This is a genomic window from uncultured Bradyrhizobium sp. (assembly GCF_964252615.1).
Lineage (GTDB): Bacteria > Pseudomonadota > Alphaproteobacteria > Rhizobiales > Xanthobacteraceae > Bradyrhizobium.
The window spans coordinates 88,916-108,541 of sequence record NZ_CAXUNQ010000008.1 but is presented as its reverse complement, the minus strand read 5'-3'; the positions used below and the strand labels follow the sequence as shown (position 1 = coordinate 108,541).

The window sequence follows — 19,626 nt, the reverse complement described above, 5'->3', positions numbered from 1 at the left end:
TTGGGAATTCCGCGCCCTCAGAAATCTGCAACGCGTGCTAGGCTGCCGTACTGGAATCTTTCTGGCGCATCGGAGCGACCGCCGAGGGAAGCTGCGTCAAGCGGTACTGGCCAGGACGCTGTCCGAATTCGGAACTGAACGCCCGGGACAAGTGCGAGGCATCGCTGAACCCCGTCAATTCGGCGATGTGCCCCAACTTGAAGGCCGATTCCTTGAGCAGGTGACGAGCGACGTGGACTCGAATTTTAGTCAAGTACTCCCTGCTGGAAAGTCCAAGCTCGCCGCGAAACAGATGGGCAAGATGACTGAACGAGATGCCGGCTTCCCGAACGAGTTCGCGGCTTCGGAACGATCGGGCATATTCGGAACGAATGAAATCGACGGCGGCGAGGACCGATGGGGTAAGCGCAAGCGAAGTCAGAACACCTGTGGCGCCGATGGCTTTGAGCAGATCCTCGAGCTTCAGCGGCAGGCTCAATACGACTCTCAGGCCGTGGTAACCGCTTGTCGCAAAGCCACTGAGCCAAAGCTCCTCCGGCGCGATGACGATGGTTGGAGATCGCGCGTGCCGAGCCGAGACGATTTGAAGAACGGAGAGACCTGCCAAGGCGCCATTGGCGAGATCGATAATCGTGAGCGCGGGTGCTATGGCCGCAAGCAGCGAAATCGCAGTGACCTGGCTGGACGCGGGGTGCACCGCCGCTCTTTCGCCGAACAGCACGCCGAGCGTGGCAAGGGTTCCGAGATCTGAACTGAAGACAAGGAAGTCGGGCTTGTTGCCTGTCGAGGCAGACTCACCAGTTGCGACCGGCCTATCTTTTCGATTGTCCAACCGCTTCGCGTTGGCAGTCAGGGCTTCTCTCATGATGTCCTCACGGCTGTACCCGATCGTCAAAACGTTCGATATCAAGGAAAAGAAATCCCGCGCTCGGAATCCCTGCAGGAGCTTTGATCGAAAGCTCCGAGCGGACCAGCGAAGCGCGCCGCGGTGAAGCTGCCATTCCGACGGCGGCCCGCTTCAGCCTGCGATCGTTGTGGTCATGATCCAGGAGACCAGCGGCTGTGAGGAAGCCGATGTAAGTGCGGTCATTGTCATTTGTGTGCAGATGTCCTGACGCCCGGCTGAATAGGCCCGGCCTGTCACGACAGAAAGATCGAACGCCTGACTCGTATTGTCGTCCAAACATCGCCGCAGAGGCCATTGCGCCAGTCCTTCAGTGAGAGTCGGCGGTTCTACCTAGAATAGAGTCAGCCCCGCAATCCTAACCTCCAATTGTGTCAATCCAATGGTTAAGTGGTGAAACTACTTGATTAACCTGCTGGAATAGGTTCATGCCGAAGAATGCTCCTTATACCTAAGGTTGATAAATGCTTCCTGATTTAGGACTGTGGAAGAATTGCACTGCATGATCCAGACTCGAGGGTTTTTTTGGCGCGCAGACGAATAATGACGTCGATGCGGGCGATCTCGTAGCCCCCCGGCGGGATCGGCATCTCCGAGACAACCACATCGGCATCGGAAATGTCACAGAGCAAATTTCCGCCTTCCGCCACGAAATGATGATGATGCGAGGTGTTGGTGTCGAAGTATTTTGTCGCCCTGTCGACCGCAATTCGCCGCAGCAGCCCGGCCTCCGCGAACTGAGTTAGGGTGGTGTAGACTGTGGCGAGGGATACGAATGCTTTAGCGTCGGTCGCTTCGCGGTGGAGCATCTCCGCTGTGAGATGGCGGTTGCCCCGGGCAAACAGGATAGATCCCAGCGAAATACGCTGAGGCGTCGGGCGAAGCCCGGCTTCCCGCAACAACGTCTCGATCTCGCGGCGGGTGCCGCTCATCGACTGCCTTGAACGCGAAGGGAATGATGCCCGCATCCCAACCAACACTTACGGCCGACGTACCGTCCGTTTGGTTAACGCGGCAGGTACGCGCCGGCTTGAGGACTGAGTAGTCGATGAAGAAACGATCCGCCAACCGCCGCAGCGGCAGTCGCCGTTCATCTCATCTGTCAACGTTTTCGGTGCTGATTCTGATCGCTTATCGGCGTTTTACTCAATGGACGAGCGTCTCGTCCGCATGGATGGCGCCCTGATATAAATGCAGAATCCGATGCATCGTGGACCATCGCTCCGGCGCATTGCGGGCCACTCATGCGGGGGGAAAGAACGAAAGCGCGGGGCTTGGCGAATGTGCGGCTTAATACCCGAACTGCTCGCTCAGAATTCGCTCTTCCAGGCTGTGGCCGGGGTCGAACAGCATCCGCATTGATATGGTCTTGTCCGAGATGACTTCGACCCGGCGCACGTCGCGTGCCTCGTCATGGTCGGCTACCGCGGCGACGGGACGCTTTTCACCTTCGAGCACTTCGATCACGACAAAGGCGGTGTTGGGAAGCAGGGCGCCGCGCCAGCGCCGTGGCCGGAATGCGCTGATCGGCGTCAGTGCCAGCAGCGCGGCGTTGATGGGCAGGATCGGTCCCTGGGCCGAAAGATTGTATGCCGTCGATCCGGCGGGGGTCGCCACCATGATGCCGTCCGCGACCAACTCCTTCATGCGCTCGCGCTCGTCGATCAGGATGCGCAAACGAGCGGCCTGATGGGTCTGACGAAACAGCGAAACTTCATTGATGGCGTGATGCAGGTGGATCTCGCCGTGCACGTCGGTGGCGCGCATCAGCAAGGGATTGATCTCGGTGTCGCGTGCAGCCGCAAGGCGGGCATGCAAATCATGGGTGCTGAATTCGTTCATCAGGAAGCCGACGGTGCCGCGGTGCATGCCGTAGATCGGCTTTCCCGAGCGCATGTGCCGGTGCAGCGTCTGCAGCATCAAGCCGTCGCCGCCGAGCGCCACCACGATGTCGGCATCGCCGGGTTCGTGATTGCCATAGGCCCGGATAAGCTGGGCCAGCGCCTGCTGGGCTTCCGCGCCGGGGCTCGCGACGAAGGCGATCCGGTCATATCGATTTGGCGTGGTCATTGGGCTGAAATCATTCGGGATCGCGGGCTCTTGTCGGCGCGAAGGGAAGGGCGGTGCAGTGGTCGTCTAACCGATCTTTGCCGCGCTTGTCGAGATAAGTCGAGACAGGCACGCAGCGAGTTGACCATGCGCCCGCGTCGGTCAGCCGCTTGCCGTATCTGCGGACAAAACAAAGCCGGCGCAGCTTACGGCCGCGCCGGCTTCAACGGGCGTCGCAAGGATCAGTAAACGAGGCCGGTGCCCGGCGGCTTTTCAAGTGCCGACGCCAGCGACCTGTATTCCTCCGACGCCGTACCGCTGATCGCCGCGATCCGGCTCAAGTGATATTGCGCCTGCTCGCGGTTGCCTTGCTCGACCTGCCACAGCCCGTAATACTGCCAGGTTTTGACGTGGTCCGGATCGGCTTTTAGCGCGCGCTCATACCAGATCTGCGACACTTTGTAGTCGCCTAGCTTGCGGTAGGAGTATCCGATCAGGTTGGCGACCGCGGCGCTGTCGTCATGACCGAGCGCCTTCAACTGCTCGATGGCGGCAGCATAGTCGTGGCGGTCGTAGATCGTGGCATAGGCCGCACGGTATCCTTGCGTAAATGCCGCGCCGCTGATGCCGAAACCATTCTCGCTGGTTTTCTTTTTCTTCTTGGAGTCCGACGGCGGCGGATCGGCGTCGGGCGCGGCATAGGCGAGCACGGGTGCTGCGGCCACCGCCATTGAAAGCATTGCCAGCGTCAAAAGCCTGATCGCAAATCTGCTCATGCGTCTCTCCTGTTTCCGGTGGGGCAATCCTATACCCGAGCCTGCCGATTTGAACACCCGGTCGGCCCCAACATTCCCTGAATCGGTGAAAATCGGAACGGGGATTTCGTCTCATCCGTCGTTGCGAGGCGCGTAGCAACATCGCAACTTAGCGTCATTCCTGACGCTTTGGATTGTTTCGCTGAACATGACGAACATGTCATCCAGATGAACGAAGTCCACCGCCCGGCTTCAGGGCGGGTTCAGCGCACGGCCGTTAGCGTGGCCCGACGATCGACCAGCCCGGCCATTCGGCCGTCAGCTTTGCGATCGCCCGAAGGAGACACCCATGATCAAGACCATTTCCGCGGCACTGCTCGCGGTTTCCGTTCTGGCCGCCCCCGCAATGGCCGGCACCGCCAAAACCCACGCCGCCCCGGCGATCAAATCCGTGCAGGCCAAGCCAAGCGTGCTCAACGCCAACGCTAAAATGGGCCATCATCATCGGCACGGCCATCATCGCCGTCATTATCGTCATCACCGCTGACCGATTCCGTGGCCGCGGCCTGATCCGCATTGCCCCGCCGCGGCGATGGATACGGCCCGGCCTGCACCATTGCTTCGCCGATGGTGCAGCCGGTGCTATGCTGTACGCCCCAAGTCGTGGCCTCGCGCCGAGAAGTCGATTCCAATTTGCGCGCGAACCCTTTAAGGGTTCTGGAGTTTGGCTTCGAAAGACGGTCGTACGTGAAGAATTCGGCAAAGCACGCCGTTATATTGCTGCTGCCCTTGGCGCTGGCGGCCTGTGCCGGCGATGGCCAGAACGGCATCACCTATACCGACGATCGCGGCGTCGCCAACCAGCCCTATCCCGCCAACTATCGCCCCGAATTGCTCGCCTTCATGAAAACCTACCTTAACAACCCGGTGGGCGTGAAGGATGCTGCCATGGCAGAGCCGGTGCAGCGTACCGCCGGCGGGCGGCTGCGCTACGTGGTTTGCCTGCGCTACGACGCAAAGGACAGGGACGGCCGCTATCTGGGCTTGCGCGAGCGCGCCGTGCTGTTTGTCGATGCGCGGCTCGACCGTATTGTCGAAGACCCCGGCGAGTTTTGTGCCGGCGCCGCCTACGCGCCGTTCCCCGACCTTGAGAAGATGACGCGATAGTTTCGTCCGCCTTCGCCGGACGACAAGGTTTCCGACGCCGAGCGTTGTCAGAATCATTTTTCAGTTCGACGTGAACCTGAACGCAAGCATCGGCGACTTATCTTGGCGGCAATGGGCCAGGTGTCCGATTGGATGGAACCCCACTGTGGCGACTTTGTCACAATGCGGACATCTCTTGCTCCGGCGCTGCCGCGAAGCAACCAAACTGAGACCACGTTGTTTGTCGAGGGTCAAACAACGTAAGATGGGGAACGGACATGAAAAAATTCTTGCTTGGCGCAGCAGTCTTGGTTGCATTCGCGGCTCCGGCGTGGTCGGCCGATCTCGGCGCGCGGCCCTATGCCAAGGCCCCCGCCTATACAGCACCGCAGGTGGTCTACAATTGGACCGGCTTCTACGTCGGCGGCCATGTCGGCGGGGCTTTTGCCGGCGACAACAGTCTTGCCGGTAATGAGGGCCGCTTCTTTGGCGGCGTGCAGGGCGGCTTCGATTACCAATTCGCAGGCAACTGGGTGGTCGGCGCCGAGGCGCAGTACTCCTGGCTTGCCAACCACACCAACAATGGCTTGCTGTTCCCGGGCGGCACCCTGGTAACCGCCAATAGCGATCAGCTGGGTTCGGTCACCGGCCGGCTCGGCTACGCCGTGGGGCCTGCGCTGCTGTACGGCAAGGGCGGTTACGCTTGGCGCGACAATAACAACCTCGCCGCAACCGTTGCCGGTGTGCCGGCGGCCTTTACGACCGACGGCAATCGCCGCGACGGCTATACGGTGGGTGCGGGGCTGGAATACATGTTTGCGCCGAACTGGTCGGCCAAGCTGGAGTACCAGTACTACAACTTCGGCAAAACCACCTTCACCACCGGGCCGGCCGATATTGTTGGCGCTCGTTTCCGCGACGACGAGCACACCGTCAAGGCCGGTCTGAACTATCGCTTCGGCTGGGGCGGCCCGGTGGTTGCGAAGTATTAAGTTACGGCGCACGCCCCCACTTTTGGCATGCCATTCGAAAGGCCGGCTCCCAAGCCGGCCTTTTTGCATGTTCGCGGGGGTTGAACCGGAAGAGCGCAGCAAAATATTTACGGGCAGGTGGAACGAACGCGTGACCTCGGTATTGTGGCGGTGCGGCTGATGGACACCGAACATGCGTGCAACTGTGTTGGGGCTTATGATATCGACGGCCGCCCTGCCGTGCCTAGCCCAGACGATCCTCAAATCCGAACCGCTGATGTTGGCCCCTTACGAATTTGTGTTCGTGCAGGACGCGACCTGTCCCGCAGGTAAGGTGCTCAAGGTCACCGGGGCCATCCGTGGTCTGCACCGCAAGAAGGTGTGCGTGACGCTCGGGCTGGAGCAGGCGACGCTATCCGCGGCGACGCCCTAGGATAGTCGCCGTGCCGTCTGAAGGTTGGCTGCGACGCCGGCTTTCACCGGGCAAAGATCGGTGATGGCCCTCCGCCTTCAGGGCGACAAGCTCTCACGTATCCAGCTGAAATTCCAGCTGATGGTCGCGCTCGGCGTCGGCCCGATTCCGTTCCGGATTTTCCTGTGAATCGGCCGGGCAGGACTTGATCTCGTAATTATTGTCCAGAATCGGCCGCGGATGCGGCTTTTCTTCCTCGGACACCACGTCGACCACAAGCCCGCTGTGGTTGGCGAGTTTCCAGACATCCGCCTCGGTCGGATAGGCCTTGCTCAACTGGGCCTCGTTGCAGAACAGCGCGTAGGGCATCGGATTCCCTCCGGTAAAAAGTCTTAACGCGCAACGCCGGTTTGGGTTTCAGGGCGGGGCAAGAGGCAAGGGGACCGGAGGGCGTTCGGGCAGGATCGCCGAGTCGTAAACGAGTCCTGAATCAGCAAAAAAATATTGCGCGGGACTCCGCAGCTAGAATCGCCGGATGTTTTGCAGGCCATGAAAACGATCCTTGCAACCAGCCGCGACCGGGTGCATCTCGCACTCATATTGGCGCTGCTTGCGGCCTGCTCGGTCAACCTGATGCTGGTGTGCGCATAGCTGTAGCGGCCGAAGCGTTCGGAACGCCATCATGCCCTCCAAATATCGCCGCAATACTGTTCGATCCTGACGCCGTCGATATTCGCTGAGTGGGGACTGATGCATGCGAATACTCGTCGTGGGGCGTTCCGCGTAAAAATCGACGCTCGTCTTAGCCCTTGCGGGTGACGATGACGCCTGTCCACAATCTGGAAACCCTGTTCAGGGAGACCGATCATGAAGGATGCCACCAGAAAGGCAGCCTTGGGAGCGTTTGCGCAAATTCTGGCGGTGACGGCCATGCTGGTCATCGCCAGCTTTATCTTTTATGTGCGATGAGTGATGATCGTCATTGCCGGGCACGTTGCCATGCCGGCGGGATGATGAACGATCGGTGTGCATAGCGAAATGCGAATCTTTGCGCTGTCCGACATCCACGTCGACTACGAGGTCAATACCCAATGGGTAGCGTCGCTTTCGCACGATGATTATGTGGATGACGTGCTGATCCTGGCTGGTGACGTTTCCGATTCAATGGCGCGGCTGGAGTGGTGCCTGGGCCAGTTTGCAATGCGTTTCAAGAAAGTGCTTTTCATTCCGGGAAATCACGACGTCTGGGTTATCCGGGGCGGCCCTTACGTCGATTCGCTGGATAAATTCCACCGCGTGTGCGAGGTTGCCGGGCAGAGCGGGGTGTCGATGGCGCCCTACCATCATCGCGACGTCAGCATCGTTCCGTTGCTCGGGTGGTATGATTTTTCGTTCGGGCTGCCGGACGCCGACCTGCAGCGCTCGTGGATGGATTTTCGCGCGTGTCGATGGCCGGGCTCCTGGACTGTAGGAGATGTGACGTCGCATTTTCTGCAGATGAACGGCTACAGACGGCGCGACGATACCGAAACGATCATTTCATTTTCGCATTTCATGCCGCGCATCGATTTGATGCCGCAGTCCGTTTCCGAACAGACCCGCCGGCTTTTCCCGGTTCTGGGAAGCGAGCGGCTGCAACTGCAGGTGCAGCAGCTGCGATCGGTCATTCATGTTTACGGGCATAGCCATCTCAATCGTCGCGAGCAGCGCGGCGGGACCTTGTATGTCAACAATGCCTATGGATATCCGTCGGAAACAAGGATTGCGGCGAAGACGCTTTACTGCGTCCATGAAATTTCCTGAGCGGTTCGGCGCATGCAGCCCTGGCCGTCAGCGAACTCCCCGCCGGATCTGGTTTTATCGCCCGATCGGGTCGATCTGTGGTTTGTCTTCACCGACCAGGAGGCGGCCCCCGAACTTGCGGCGCGCTATCGCGCGCTCCTCACCGAGCAGGAACGCGGGCAGCAGCAGCGGTTTTATTTCGCCAGAGATCGTCACCGCTATTTGCTGACACGGGCGCTGGTGAGGACTGTGCTGTCTCGCTATGCCCCCATTGCTGCGGCGGACTGGCGTTTCGAACCGAGCGCGTATGGAAAGCCGATGATCGTCAACGATCATGACGCGGTGCGGCGTCTGTCGTTCAATATATCGCATACCGAGGGTTTGATCGTGCTGGCGGTGACCGCCGACCGGGCGGTGGGGGTGGACACCGAGCGGACGCAGCGCGACATCGCACTTGAAATCGCCGACCGCTACTTTTCGCCAAGCGAGGTGGCGGCCTTGTATGCGCTGCCGGCGGAGCTGCAGCGCGGACGTTTCCTCGAGCTATGGACGCTAAAGGAGAGCTACATCAAGGCCCGGGGAATAGGGCTGTCGATTCCACTGGGCAAATTCTCGTTCAATCTCGACGGCGAGGGCGAAGCGATCCGGTTCGATGCCGAACTCGGCGATTCTCCGGCGCACTGGCGATTTTACCAGATGCGCCCGTCGGACACCCACACGGCGGCGCTCTGCCTCCAGCGTCACCCGGCGCAGATGCCAAATCTAACGAGCCGGCAACTTGTTCCGCTGGTGGCGGAGCAGTTGATCGACTTTCCAGTGTCGATATTGGGCGCAGCGTGAGCGAAGCCGTTTCGCGCTGATCTAACGTGCGCCATAATAATTGCCACGCTGATAGGGTTGCGCGCCGCCGAGCCGTTACCGATGCGCAGCGTCAGGAATTGTCCGGAGCGCCCGGAGCTTGCGCCGGCCACCGGGTCGCGATGCCGACAAAGCCGACGAATGCGGAGACGTTGATAAGGGCTTCAATCCATTGCATGGCGGACAAACCGGAAGTCGTCCTTTTCGTTCCTGAATAGCAGGGCTGCGTGAATTGCAGCGGTCCCTCGTACTCGCCTCGGTTGAAATCCAAGCGACAGCGGCGCAGCTTGGGGGCGTCATGCGCGCTACCCCTATTCGTAGTATCTTGCAATATGTTCGCTTTATGTTCTATGCTGCGCGCTCCACGGAGGAGGCCATGGACGAACGAAAACAACAGAAAATCATCAGGTTATGGCATCGGCTGCGTCTGCTCGAACGCGAGGGGCAGCCAACCGCCGCCGTCCGCCGGCAGATTGAAAGGGCCTTGGAGGAACGTCATGCAGCTTGAGTATATTCGCGGGGAAATCGAGCGGATGCGCTTTCAGGTCGGCCGCCAGCGCAAGGAAATCAGCCAGCTGCAACAGGCAAAGATCGCGACCGCTCCAGCCGAAGCCCTGCTCGGACGAATGTTGAACAGAATCGACGAATTGTGCGTCGAGCGCGACCGGCTCAGGAAAGAGCAGCCGCGGACGAGAAGCAAGGCTCGCGGCGGGCGGAAGTGATAGGGAGCCCCGCATCATGCTGCCGCTCGGATCGCTGCTCCTGATCGGTTTCGGGCTGCTGGTTGCGGTGACGGTAAGGCGTTGGGCATCCGACGTTAGGACCGCCACCCTGGCGGTCGCCGGCATCGCCAGCGTCCCGGCCGCATTGCTGGGCATCGTCATCATGGGTTTTTCAACGTCGGCAGAAGCTACCCGCAACGGCGCCGTCTTTCTGGCGCTCGGCGTAATCGCCGGCTGCAGCATCACGGCGGCGTTTGTCGTGAGGTTGACGAGGTCCTAATGGTCGCGAGCGCGGCCACCTTGCGCAACGATGCAGCGCTGAATGGTTGCGGCGGCAACGGTCGGCGGGAAACATGGTGCCGGCAGAGAGGATTGAACTCCCGACCTTCGGTTTACAAAACCGCTGCTCTACCGCTGAGCTATGCCGGCTGACGCGTGGCGATCGCGTTCTGTGTATGGCGGCCGGCTGGGCGTCGTCAACACCGGGCCACGCGATTGCTCCCGCAGCTCGTTCGCCGTCATCCTATCGTCCCCTATCAGTGCGTCGGCTCGGCTCTGCAATCATCCCTCGGATTTGGCGCCGCCGCGCTTGCGCAGGGGCTGCAAGCGGAAGTGCGTCCGTCCATGCAAAAAGGGCCGGCACAGGTGCCGGCCCCAGTTTAGGGAGAGAAGTCAGCTTAGATCAGTACTTTGCAACAACGGGTCCACCCCAGTTGAACTTGTAATTCACGCCAACCAGCGCCTGCTGGATGGTCAGACGGGTCGAGATGACTTCCGACGGTGCTCCGGGCGTGAAGGGAGCACCGGTGCCGGCAGCTGCGATGAAGCCTATATCCCGGCGGCCGAAGTCAATGTAATTGTATTCGCCGAATACCGACCAACCCGGCGCGAACATCCATTCGAGGCCGCCGCCGACGGTCCAGCCTTGCCGGTCAACGCCCGTCGCGCTTTCGGACAGCGCGCCGCCCGGTTGGAAGATGTTATGATCGATACGCGCCCAGGCACCGCCGCCCTTGACGTAACCCAAAACCTGCGGAGCAAACAGATAGCCGATGCGGCCGGTTGCGGTGAAGACGTCCCTGGTGCGGTTAACGGAAGTGAATGTAGGGAAGGCAGAGATAGCGTGCGAGCTATCGATATTGCCGAAATCGAACATACCCTGTACGCCGACCACCCAATTTCCGGCAAACTGATAATCGCAGCCGATCTGGGCGCCGCCGATCACATCGGTACCTTCGCTTCTGCCAAAATCCGCAAGCGCAGCTACACCGACCCGGGTACTGCGGGTCTGATTGGTGCGGGCCCAGCCGCCGCCGACGTTGCCGCCGATGTAGCAGCCGGTCCAGTTGTAGACCATGACGGGCGCGGGAGCCGGCGCTTTGGTGTAGCGGGCGGCCATGTCGGCTGCAAAAGCCGGGGCCGAGGCCGCGATGGCGATTGCCGCGATCGAACCTGTCAGGAATTTGTTCATGTGAAGTCCCCAGTAAAGTAAATTCAGCGCATCGGTGCGATGACCGAACCATACAGCAAATGCCGCAAAACGCTGTCACCGGGATGCCACAGTCGCCAGCATTCGAACTGCATGCGGTAAGTATTGAAAAATATAAGCATATGATTTTACATAGGATTTCAGTCGAGCCGTTTCGGCAAAACAGGATTTGTGGCTGACGGACCACAAGCGGGCATTCCCCGATTGGACGTTGATATCAAGGTGGCTTTCATCCCGACCACGCCGGCCACTCCGATCGGGCGTGAGTCGCACTTCCGGCGCAGCGCAGTCCGCAAATTACGCTCCGCGTCCGCGCGGTGAACCGCCGCTCCACGTTAACATTTCCATAGTGCGGTCGGAGCAATTGAGCGCCGGCAAATCCTTACGCGTTAGGCTTACCCGCAGTTCGGGCAGCGGCTTTAACCCCTGACGTGATGTGTTCGATTAGAGTGCGGGCGTGAATGTGGGATCCTGAAACGATGCGTGCGATACCAGCCCTGTTGCTTCTGATCGGGACGATGTCGCCGGCTTCCGCCAATGACGGATTTTCCATCGTCGTTCCCGGCCGCGCCGATGTGCCCATCATCATCAATGGCGTCGATGCCTCGTGGGCAGTGGTGGAAAGCGACTGGGGCCTTGCCAAAAACATGCATATGCAGCCGACCGTCTATGGCGGACGCGCCGTGGATCCGACGCCTCGGGCCGGTCACTATTACCCAAGCGCCGGTCACATGCCGGGATACGGGCGTATCGAAATCCAGCCGCCCGCCAACCGCCGGCTGCCGCGCCCGGCGGAAGGGTTCCACCAATCCTGGTCCGCACATTCCACGCCGCAGCCGGCGCAGAGCGACATCCCGGCCGATCCGCCGGCGGTCATCGTCGCGCCCGAAACCGGCGCCGGGACGCGCCAGGAATTTCGGCATCGACCTCCCAGGAAGTTTCGACACTAAACCCCGTAAAGAAAAAACAGCGACAGGAGAGAGTAATGCGTCAGATGATTTCAGGATTGATCGCGGCAGCCGCCGTCATGACCGTCAGTGCCGCGCCGGCATCGGCATGCGGCGGCGGGCTGTTCAGTTCGTGCTCGCCGTGCGGCCAGGCTTATGTCAGCCCGTGCGCGCAGAGTTATGCCCCGGCACTCAATTTCGCCAACGGATGCGGCGGTTGCGGCGGCAGTTATGGTTATGCCGGCTATGAGCGGCTGCCCGAGCTTTCGCCGCAATACTACCACGTCAATCAGGGTCCGACCTATACCGGTCCCGGCAGCTTCGCGCCTTATCCGACCTATCGGGAAAACGCCCCATACGGGTGGGGTTACGGCGGTACCGGTTATGGCGGCAGTTACGGTTACGGGGGCGGCGTTACCTATGGCGGCGCCGCCGTCAGCTATGCACCGCGTCCCTACTATCGACCCTGGCGTGCGCGCGTCGGTTATGGCTACGGCGTGCGATCCGGCTACCGTTACGGCGGCTATGGCATCGGCCGCGGTTATGGCGTTCGCCCCGGTATGGGTTACGGCGGCCACCGTTATGGCGTGGCGCGGAGCTTCGGCATCGGCCGCGGCTATGGCCACGGAATGCGACGCTTCTGATCCGGAATTCGTTTGAAAAAACCAGCGTCCGTTCGCCTCGATGCGAACGGGCGTTGTCGTTTGTGCAAATGCCGATATGCATCGGGCGATCGTCCCGCCTTGCAGGGGAGATGGTTTATCCCATCAGGCCGACCCGGCTGGCGCCGATATAAAGCGCCAGCACTGCGGCGTTCGAGACATTGAGGCTTTTGATTTCGCCGGGCATGTCGAGCCGCGCCACCACGCTGCAGGTTTCCCGCGTAAGCTGCCGCAAGCCCTTGCCTTCGGCGCCGAGCACCAGCGCCAGCGGCTGTCGTAATTCCACAGCGCCGAGATTTTCGCTGCCTTCGCTGTCGAGGCCGACGGTCATGAAGCCGACGTCGTTCAGTTCGGTCAGCGCTCGCGCCAGATTCTGCACCGTGACCATCGGCACCAGTTCCAGCGCCCCGGATGCGGACTTTGCCAATACGCCGGTGGCCTCGGGGCTGTGACGCGCGGTGGTGACGATCGCCTGGACCGCGAACGCCGCCGCCGAGCGCAGGATGGCGCCGACATTGTGCGGATCGGTGATCTGGTCGAGCACCAGCACGATGCCCTGTTGCGCCAGCATGTCGAGTTCGGGCTGCTCCAGCGGATCGGCCTCGGCCAGCAGGCCCTGGTGCACGGCGTCGGGTCCGAGGCGCTGATCGATCAGGCCGGGGCGGACGATCTCCGGCGCGACGCGGGTGGCGATGTTTTCGTCCGCAAGCCGCCGTGCGGCGTTTTCGGTCAGCAGCAGCTTCCGAATATTGCGCTGCGGGTTGGCCAGTGCCGCCGCCACCGTATGCCAGCCATACAGGATAGCGGGACCATCGGCACGCGGCTCGCGGTCGCGCCAGGCCGGCCGCCGCCCGTTGTCGCGCCCTTTGCCCCGCGCACGCTGAAAGCGCGGCTTTTTATCGCGATCGCTCATGCGTGGTTGTCTCACGGGTTCCGGATAATGGCAATTTTCGGGCCCGGCCCTGTATCGGCACCAAGGCGCGGTTTTGCGGCCCGCCTTGGTTGACTTTGCCCGGCCGATCCCCCCATAAACGCGCCGACCGGGAGCCCGCCATCGGCAACCGGTTTTAACGCCATCGAAAGCCGTGTCGCCGTTTTCTGCGGATCAGGCCGCGATGAAGTTGAGCGGGGGAGTGTCCCGAGTGGCAAAGGGAGCTGACTGTAAATCAGCCGTCTTATGACTTCGAAGGTTCGAGTCCTTCTTCCCCCACCAAATTTCTGATCATGAAATAGTTTTCGGTTAGCCCGCATCCGGCACAGCGCATCCCGAACGTTTCCAAAGCAGCGCCGACAAAGCCGCCGAAACGGGTCCTGCGATCGAACCAGACTGCGGGCTCGCCAAAAGACACACTGGCCTATCCAGCCATATGAAGAACCCGTTCCGGATTCGCTTTTTACGTCGATCGAACAGCTATTGCGCCCGCAAACAGTAGCGATAAATCGGCTGGTGCCAACTTCCAACCCTATTCCCGCGACGCAGAACGTTTGTCCGAAAATTTGGTGGCGAATGTTGATAGCAAAGCCGCCAAGGCGCAGCCTGCGATAATTCCAACTGACAGGTCATAAGCCAAAGTCAGCAGAAAGGTGGCGAGCAAGACGGAAGCGGACTGCCACTGCCGGAGAAGCCGGCTGAACTCACGTGCTTCGGCCATATTCCAGGAAACAACCACAAGAACACCGGCGAGCGCAGCCAGTGGAATATAGCCCGCCAGTGGAGCTGCCAATAGAATGAAAACGAGCAGGAATGCCGCGTGCATGATTCCCGCCAGCGGGCTGCAAGCACCTGCGCGGATGTTCGTCGCCGTTCTGGCGATCGTGCCGGTAACGCTGATGCCGCCAAAGCAGGCCGAGACAATGTTTGCGATGCCTTGCGCGACAAGCTCCATGTTGTAGCGGTGCTTTCGCCCGGTCATTCCATCGGCGACCTTGGCGGAAAGCAGGCTTTCGATTCCTCCGAGCAAAGTGAAGGAAAATACAACTGGGGCAAGCTGGATTAGCGATCCCGGCGTAAGGACCGGTACGGCAAAAGCGGGTAGTCCCCTGGCAATATCCCCGAAATGGCTGTTAATCGTCTCCACCGACAAATGAAACGATGCGGCGAGCACCGACGCCAGCACCACGGCGATGAGCATGCCCGGCCAGGACGGACGATATCGTCGTAGAAAAAAGATCAGGAGAACCGATCCCACCCCAAGTGATACGGCTTGGGGATCGAGGGTGGCGACTTCAGAGGTCAGCATTGCAAGTTTTGGTAAGAGCGGACCGGGTTCAGGCCCGGACAGGTGAAAACCGCCCAAATCCTTCAACTGGCTCGCAAGGATCGTGACGGCGATCCCGCATGTGAAACCTACCGTCGCCGCATGCGGAATGAACCGGATTAAAGACCCCAGCCGCGACAGTCCGACCAATGTCAGTGTGATGCCGGACAGGAGAACCGTGGCCAGCAGCCCTTCCACGCCGAACCTGGCCACCGTCGACGCCACAAGCACGATGAAGGCGCCTGCCGGCCCTCCGATCTGAAAGCGGCTTCCGCCCAGCGCAGAAACCAGAAACCCGCCGATGATTGCCGTATACACGCCTCGGTCTGGAGAAACACCTGACGCAACAGCGATCGCCATCGAAAGCGGCAGGGCGACGACTGCCACCGTCAGCCCCGCCATTGCATCTTTTTTCAGAAAGGCCGCGTTGTAGCCTTCGCCGAGAACTGTCAGCAGTTTTGGCTTGTAAAGGTGTGAGGTAGCAGAGCCGTCGGGCATAGGGAGCGGACCGGTGCGGGCGAGGTCATTGCAGTTCGGCGCCAGGAATACGCCGAAATTGAGTAGGCTAAGACGCCAGGTTGAAACGTGCGTAGGCTTACGCATCCATGGTGCGCAGTCGCTGCCGGTTGCGAAGCACGATCTGGCGGGCGCCGGAAAATCCCAGGACGCCCTCACTGTGCAGTTGAGAAAGGGTCCGTGACACCGTTTCGAGGGTGAGTCCCAGATAGTCGCCGATGTCCCTGCGGCACATCGGAAGCGCCATCATGCCGGTCTTGGCCAGACGGCGATCCATCTCCAGCAGAAAGCTTGCGACGCGTTCCATCGCATTCTTGCAACCGAGAAGCAGCATGTGATCTTCGGCATGCCGTAGCTCGCCGGCGGTCATGGCCCAGAGACTCCGCGCAACCTGAACCGTGACACCGGCTGCCTGCTCAAGGCTCCGGCGCTTCACCAGCCGAACGGTGGTATCGGAGACCGCTTCGGCGGTCAGCCGATGGGCCGGCCCGGACTCCAGCCCGAAGATATCGCCAGGAAGGTAGAATGCGCCGATTTGGCGCCGACCGTCCGAGAGCAGCTTGTAACTTCGGACCGATCCGCGAATGACCTGATAGACATAGTCCGACGGCTCGCTCTCTCCGTAAATTTCTTCATCCTTTTTGTACGAAAATTCTGTGGCGATCACTCCTGAACAGGTGGCGATGATGCTGAACTGGTCGCTCGATGCGGCCATCGGTTCGCGGGGAGCGTCGAGAATCTGAGTTGCCGGGGGAGTGATCGTCTGGGGGTGCATTGCCATCTCCTCAATGCGGGATGGCCTGGGTGTACAGAGGATGTTTGTTCCTGAATATCTCGGTCGATATCCTAAGGGGCCCTACCTAAGGGGTTTTACGGAGACGATCTGCGATTGTTTCACCGCTGAGTTTGTTGCTGCAAGGTCCGGATTGATGGCCGATCGAACGCACTCCACCAGGCTGTCTTGAAGATTGGGCTTCAAAAGTACCTGCCGCACCCCGGCCGAGCCGGCTTTCGCCTCGATATTATCATCCGGATAACCCGTAATCAGGACGATCGGCGTGGCGACGCCCCTGCCGCGTAGCCCGCTGGCCAGCTCCAATCCGTCGATTCCAGCCATCTTGTAGTCCACAACAAGGCAATCTGCGCCGTCCCGGGCAGAAGACCAGAGCAACGCCGACCCGTTGCGGAATGTGCGGACGTCGAAACCTTCGGCTTCCAACAGGAATCGCAACGACGAAAGCACGTCGTGGTCGTCGTCGACGACGTAAATCAGCGGTTTCTTGGCTGGAGGATCGATCTCGGCGTGGCCGGATCCGGTCTGACAAGTATCCATCATCTTGGCAGGATAGCCGGTTGTCCTCGCACCGAATTGACCTGGCTCAATCCTTGAGGACGCCGGCCTTGATCGCAAATCTGACAAGTTCGGAAAGATTACCCGCCTGCATCTTGGTCATAACGTTAGCGCGATACACCTCAACCGTGCGCGGGCTTATATCGTATTCCCTGGCGATCACCTTGTTCGACTGACCCGCCACCAAGCCCTGCATCACCTGGCGTTCCCGCCCGGTGAGGGAGGCCACTCGAGTTGCCATCTCGGCTGCAACAGCGTCGCCTTTCTCGCCGCTCTCGTTTTGCGAGAGAGCGGTTTCGATCATGCCGATCAGCCGCTGATCTTCGAAAGGCTTTTCAAGAAAATCGAGTGCGCCGAGCTTCATGGCTTCCACGGCGAGGGGAACGTCGCCATGGCCGGTCATCACGATGACCGGCAGCTTTCGGGCGTCGGGGCCGGCGTTCACCTGGCGAAGGAGCTCAATGCCGTCGATGCCAGGCATGCGAACGTCCGTGACCACGCAGCCGAATGCCAAGCCCGGAAGTTCGTTCAGGAAAAGCTGCGCGGAATCGAAAAGGCGCACGCTGAAGCCGGCGGAACCCAGCAGGAAATCCAGCGAGTCGCGCATCGCCGCATCGTCGTCGACGACATACACTCTACCGTTCGACGACATCGGTCACTTCCTTGGCGGACGCCGCGGGCAAGGTGAAGCGAAACGTCGCGCCGCCGGCTCCGTTGGTTTCGGCCCACATCCGCCCGCCGTGGGTGTCGATGATCGTCCGGCTTATCGAAAGCCCGACGCCCATTCCTGTCTCCTTGGTCGTAAAGAAGGGCTGAAACAGATTTGCCTGGCCGGTTTCACCAAATCCGTGCCCGGTGTCGGATACCGCGATTTCAATCATGTCATCCGCTGCCCTGGCGTTCGTAGCGATCAGCTCACGGTGGGTCGAGCCAGCCATCGCTTCCAGCGCATTGCGGAAAAGATTGACCAGGACCTGCTGGATCTGAACCCTGTCGGCAAGCACCAGATCGCATGTCGGATCCAGATTGAACCGCAGCAGTACGCCTTGTTCGCGAGCACCGGTGAGTCCGAGCGCGCCGGCCTCTTCCAGCAACTTCGACAGACTTTCCACTCGCTTTTCGGATGCTTCCCGCGCGACGAAATTACGCAACCGCCTGATGATATCGCCGGCGCGGATGGCCTGCTCGGCGGCCCGATCGAGGGCGGCCCCGATCTTGGGAGCGTTGAGGTCGGTGCTCGCCGCCAGCAGGCGGCGCGATCCCTTCATGTAGTTGCTGATGGCCGAAAGCGGCTGATTGAGTTCGTGGGCGAGGGCAGATGCCATCTCTCCCATCGCGCTGAGACGGGACACGTGAACCAGTTCGGACTGCAGCTCCTGCAATCTTGCCTGGGTCTGTTGCTGCTCCGTGAGGTCGCGCACGAAGCCCGTGAAGTACGGCTGCCCGCCGGATTGCATTTCGCCGATCGTGAGGTGCATCGGAAACGTGGTGCCGTCCTTGCGCATGCCGGTGACGATGCGGCCGATGCCGATGATGCGCCGCTCGCCGGTGTTCAGATAGCGCGCGAGATAGCCGTCATGCCGGCTGCGGTCCGGCTCCGGCATCAGGCCGCTGATGTTCTTCCCGATCGCCTCCTGCGCGGCATAGCCGAATTGCCGCTCGGCGGCGCTGCTGAAAAACTGCATGATGCCATGTTCGTCGATGACGATCATCGCATCGGGCACCGTGTCCAGAATCGAACGAAAGTGTCCCTCGCGCGTCCTAAGGGCGTCCTCCAGGCGTTTTTCATTGTCGATGTCGAGCACGATGCCGCTAAGCCGGGCGGGCTCGCCGTCCGGACCATTGACGATGGCGCCGAGCGCACGCACCCAGTGGCCCGCATTCGAATGGCGGTGCAGCCGGTACTGAACGTCGAAATTGCATCCGGTATCGATCGACTTCTGCACAGCCTTCGCAGTCCGATCGCGATCCTGCGAATCGAGCAGCGAAATGAAGAGGTCGTAGTCGACAGACTGTTCGGGCGATACGCCGAACAGTTTTCGCGTGGTATTCGACCAGGTCAGTCCCTGAGTCGCAAATTCGAGATCCCAGGTGCCGACGCCGGATCCTTCGATGCCGCTGCGCACATTCTGGTCCAGCGGATCCTGATTAAGGAACGGTCGGTCGACGTCGATCATAACCTGCCTTCGGCTCTGCGTGCCCGCCGGATACCACGCCATATGACGCGGTGGTGGAGTCCGGCCAGGCCCGGACCATGGATAGCGCGTATCCCATTTAAACAAAAGCAATTGCCCGCCTGTTGCCGCCTCGGCAACCTCTCGAATCCGCGGTCGACGAAAACGCATCTACTTGATCTAGGTCAGATTCGATTCGGCGCCGTCGCGTAAAACCTGCGACAGGCAGGGCTGGTCCCGTTCAGGGATGGAGCAGGATATGGGCTACAAAACCGTAATGGTCAGTCTGGCGCTGGACCGGTCGAATGAAGCCTGCCTCGCGGTGGCCGGCGACTTGGCTGAGCGTTTTGATGCGCGCGTCGTCGGCATTGCCGCCTCGGATATCAGGCCGACCTTATATTTTGGCGAAGGCGACTACGCGCAAAAAGTCCTTGAAGAAGAGGGGACGGCAGTCCGGAAGCGGTTATCGGAACTCGAGGCGGAGTTTCGAACCTCGGTCTCAAGGCGCGTGAAATCCGTGGAGTGGCGTTCCGCACAGACATTGACGACGATACCTTATGTCATGCAGCACGCACGAACAGCGGACATCCTCGTGGTCGGCGCGCGTGCCGAGGCCGTTGTCGATCCCTG

General features: G+C 60.6%; 23 protein-coding genes and 2 tRNA genes. 12 read left to right on the top strand and 13 right to left on the bottom strand.

Translation table 11 applies throughout. The annotated features are described in order from the left end of the window. Positions 1-37: 37 nt before the first annotated feature. From ACFE72_RS07495 to ACFE72_RS07480, 4 genes are all read right to left on the bottom strand, one after another. Entirely contained in the window at positions 38-865 is an 828-nt protein-coding gene (locus tag ACFE72_RS07495; protein ID WP_375412441.1) for a helix-turn-helix transcriptional regulator, read from the bottom strand. Between the two features lie 515 nt (positions 866-1,380). Continuing rightward, on the bottom strand, positions 1,381-1,836 hold the full coding sequence (gene irrA / locus ACFE72_RS07490; RefSeq protein ID WP_375412440.1) for an iron response transcriptional regulator IrrA: 456 nt from the start codon (positions 1,834-1,836) through the stop codon (positions 1,381-1,383). A gap of 358 nt (positions 1,837-2,194) precedes the next feature. Continuing rightward, entirely contained in the window at positions 2,195-2,974 is a 780-nt protein-coding gene (locus ACFE72_RS07485) for an NAD kinase (protein ID WP_375412439.1), read from the bottom strand. A gap of 221 nt (positions 2,975-3,195) precedes the next feature. After that, on the bottom strand, positions 3,196-3,729 hold the full coding sequence (locus tag ACFE72_RS07480) for a tetratricopeptide repeat protein (RefSeq protein ID WP_375412438.1): 534 nt from the start codon (positions 3,727-3,729) through the stop codon (positions 3,196-3,198). 328 nt (positions 3,730-4,057) lie between these two features. On the opposite strand from ACFE72_RS07480, the gene ACFE72_RS07475 reads away from it, so the two are divergent. The 4 genes from ACFE72_RS07475 to ACFE72_RS07460 all read left to right on the top strand — a co-directional run bounded on the left by ACFE72_RS07475 (position 4,058) and on the right by ACFE72_RS07460 (position 6,258). Next, positions 4,058-4,255, top strand: a complete 198-nt coding sequence (locus tag ACFE72_RS07475) for a His-rich protein BRANT (RefSeq protein WP_375412437.1) — start codon at positions 4,058-4,060, stop codon at positions 4,253-4,255. A 200-nt stretch (positions 4,256-4,455) separates the two neighbouring features. After that, entirely contained in the window at positions 4,456-4,875 is a 420-nt protein-coding gene (locus ACFE72_RS07470) for a hypothetical protein (RefSeq protein ID WP_375412436.1), read from the top strand. 257 nt (positions 4,876-5,132) lie between these two features. Further along, on the top strand, positions 5,133-5,846 hold the full coding sequence (locus ACFE72_RS07465) for an outer membrane protein (protein ID WP_375412435.1): 714 nt from the start codon (positions 5,133-5,135) through the stop codon (positions 5,844-5,846). A gap of 172 nt (positions 5,847-6,018) precedes the next feature. Further along, positions 6,019-6,258 carry a hypothetical protein gene (locus ACFE72_RS07460; RefSeq protein WP_375412434.1) on the top strand — a complete coding sequence of 80 codons (240 nt, stop codon included), beginning with the start codon at positions 6,019-6,021 and terminating at the stop codon, positions 6,256-6,258. Positions 6,259-6,351: 93 nt separating this feature from the next. Here the strand turns inward: ACFE72_RS07460 and ACFE72_RS07455 are convergent, their stop codons facing one another. Further along, complete coding sequence (locus tag ACFE72_RS07455) at positions 6,352-6,606, bottom strand: hypothetical protein (protein ID WP_375412433.1); 255 nt, start codon at positions 6,604-6,606, stop codon at positions 6,352-6,354. A gap of 669 nt (positions 6,607-7,275) precedes the next feature. On the opposite strand from ACFE72_RS07455, the gene ACFE72_RS07450 reads away from it, so the two are divergent. The 5 genes from ACFE72_RS07450 to ACFE72_RS07430 all read left to right on the top strand — a co-directional run bounded on the left by ACFE72_RS07450 (position 7,276) and on the right by ACFE72_RS07430 (position 9,879). Beyond that, positions 7,276-8,040 (top strand): metallophosphoesterase, encoded by a 765-nt coding sequence (locus tag ACFE72_RS07450; RefSeq protein ID WP_375412432.1) that lies wholly within the window; start codon positions 7,276-7,278, stop codon positions 8,038-8,040. Between the two features lie 12 nt (positions 8,041-8,052). After that, positions 8,053-8,859: a 4'-phosphopantetheinyl transferase family protein gene (locus tag ACFE72_RS07445; RefSeq protein ID WP_375412431.1), complete on the top strand. Its 807-nt coding sequence runs from the start codon at positions 8,053-8,055 to the stop codon at positions 8,857-8,859. 394 nt (positions 8,860-9,253) lie between these two features. Next, positions 9,254-9,385: a hypothetical protein gene (locus ACFE72_RS07440; protein ID WP_375412430.1), complete on the top strand. Its 132-nt coding sequence runs from the start codon at positions 9,254-9,256 to the stop codon at positions 9,383-9,385. A gap of 25 nt (positions 9,386-9,410) precedes the next feature. Beyond that, positions 9,411-9,599, top strand: a complete 189-nt coding sequence (locus tag ACFE72_RS07435; RefSeq protein WP_375412429.1) for a hypothetical protein — start codon at positions 9,411-9,413, stop codon at positions 9,597-9,599. A gap of 16 nt (positions 9,600-9,615) precedes the next feature. After that, positions 9,616-9,879, top strand: coding sequence for a hypothetical protein (locus ACFE72_RS07430; RefSeq protein WP_375412428.1), 264 nt, complete (start codon positions 9,616-9,618; stop codon positions 9,877-9,879). Positions 9,880-9,953: 74 nt separating this feature from the next. Here the strand turns inward: ACFE72_RS07430 and ACFE72_RS07425 are convergent. Together ACFE72_RS07425 and ACFE72_RS07420 are read right to left on the bottom strand one after the other, a co-directional pair. After that, a tRNA-Thr gene (locus tag ACFE72_RS07425) sits at positions 9,954-10,028 on the bottom strand. A gap of 253 nt (positions 10,029-10,281) precedes the next feature. Then, entirely contained in the window at positions 10,282-10,998 is a 717-nt protein-coding gene (locus tag ACFE72_RS07420) for an outer membrane protein (protein ID WP_375412427.1), read from the bottom strand. 569 nt (positions 10,999-11,567) lie between these two features. Between ACFE72_RS07420 and ACFE72_RS07415 the strand changes: the two genes are divergently transcribed. Continuing rightward, a complete protein-coding gene (locus ACFE72_RS07415) occupies positions 11,568-12,038 on the top strand; it encodes a hypothetical protein (protein WP_375412426.1) in 471 nt (156 codons plus the stop codon). Positions 12,039-12,073: 35 nt separating this feature from the next. Next, positions 12,074-12,679: a hypothetical protein gene (locus ACFE72_RS07410; protein WP_375412425.1), complete on the top strand. Its 606-nt coding sequence runs from the start codon at positions 12,074-12,076 to the stop codon at positions 12,677-12,679. 115 nt (positions 12,680-12,794) lie between these two features. Here ACFE72_RS07410 and rlmB read toward each other — a convergent pair whose 3' ends face one another. Next, positions 12,795-13,610, bottom strand: coding sequence for a 23S rRNA (guanosine(2251)-2'-O)-methyltransferase RlmB (rlmB, locus tag ACFE72_RS07405; RefSeq protein WP_375412424.1), 816 nt, complete (start codon positions 13,608-13,610; stop codon positions 12,795-12,797). 214 nt (positions 13,611-13,824) lie between these two features. On the opposite strand from rlmB, the gene ACFE72_RS07400 reads away from it, so the two are divergent. Further along, positions 13,825-13,910: transfer RNA gene (locus tag ACFE72_RS07400), tRNA-Tyr, on the top strand. A 250-nt stretch (positions 13,911-14,160) separates the two neighbouring features. Here ACFE72_RS07400 and ACFE72_RS07395 read toward each other — a convergent pair. From ACFE72_RS07395 to fixL, 5 genes are all read right to left on the bottom strand, one after another. Then, positions 14,161-15,558 (bottom strand): SulP family inorganic anion transporter, encoded by a 1,398-nt coding sequence (locus ACFE72_RS07395; RefSeq protein WP_375412423.1) that lies wholly within the window; start codon positions 15,556-15,558, stop codon positions 14,161-14,163. After that, complete coding sequence (locus tag ACFE72_RS07390; protein WP_375412464.1) at positions 15,551-16,186, bottom strand: helix-turn-helix domain-containing protein; 636 nt, start codon at positions 16,184-16,186, stop codon at positions 15,551-15,553. The genes ACFE72_RS07395 and ACFE72_RS07390 overlap by 8 nt, the downstream gene beginning before the upstream one ends. Before the next feature lie 141 nt (positions 16,187-16,327). Continuing rightward, positions 16,328-16,891, bottom strand: coding sequence for a response regulator (locus tag ACFE72_RS07385; RefSeq protein WP_375412422.1), 564 nt, complete (start codon positions 16,889-16,891; stop codon positions 16,328-16,330). Continuing rightward, positions 16,851-17,474: a response regulator FixJ gene (gene fixJ, locus ACFE72_RS07380; protein ID WP_375412421.1), complete on the bottom strand. Its 624-nt coding sequence runs from the start codon at positions 17,472-17,474 to the stop codon at positions 16,851-16,853. The genes ACFE72_RS07385 and fixJ overlap by 41 nt, the downstream gene beginning before the upstream one ends. After that, positions 17,458-18,999: a sensor protein FixL gene (gene fixL / locus ACFE72_RS07375; protein ID WP_375412420.1), complete on the bottom strand. Its 1,542-nt coding sequence runs from the start codon at positions 18,997-18,999 to the stop codon at positions 17,458-17,460. Before fixL ends, fixJ begins: the two co-directional genes overlap by 17 nt. Positions 19,000-19,626 lie beyond the last annotated feature (627 nt).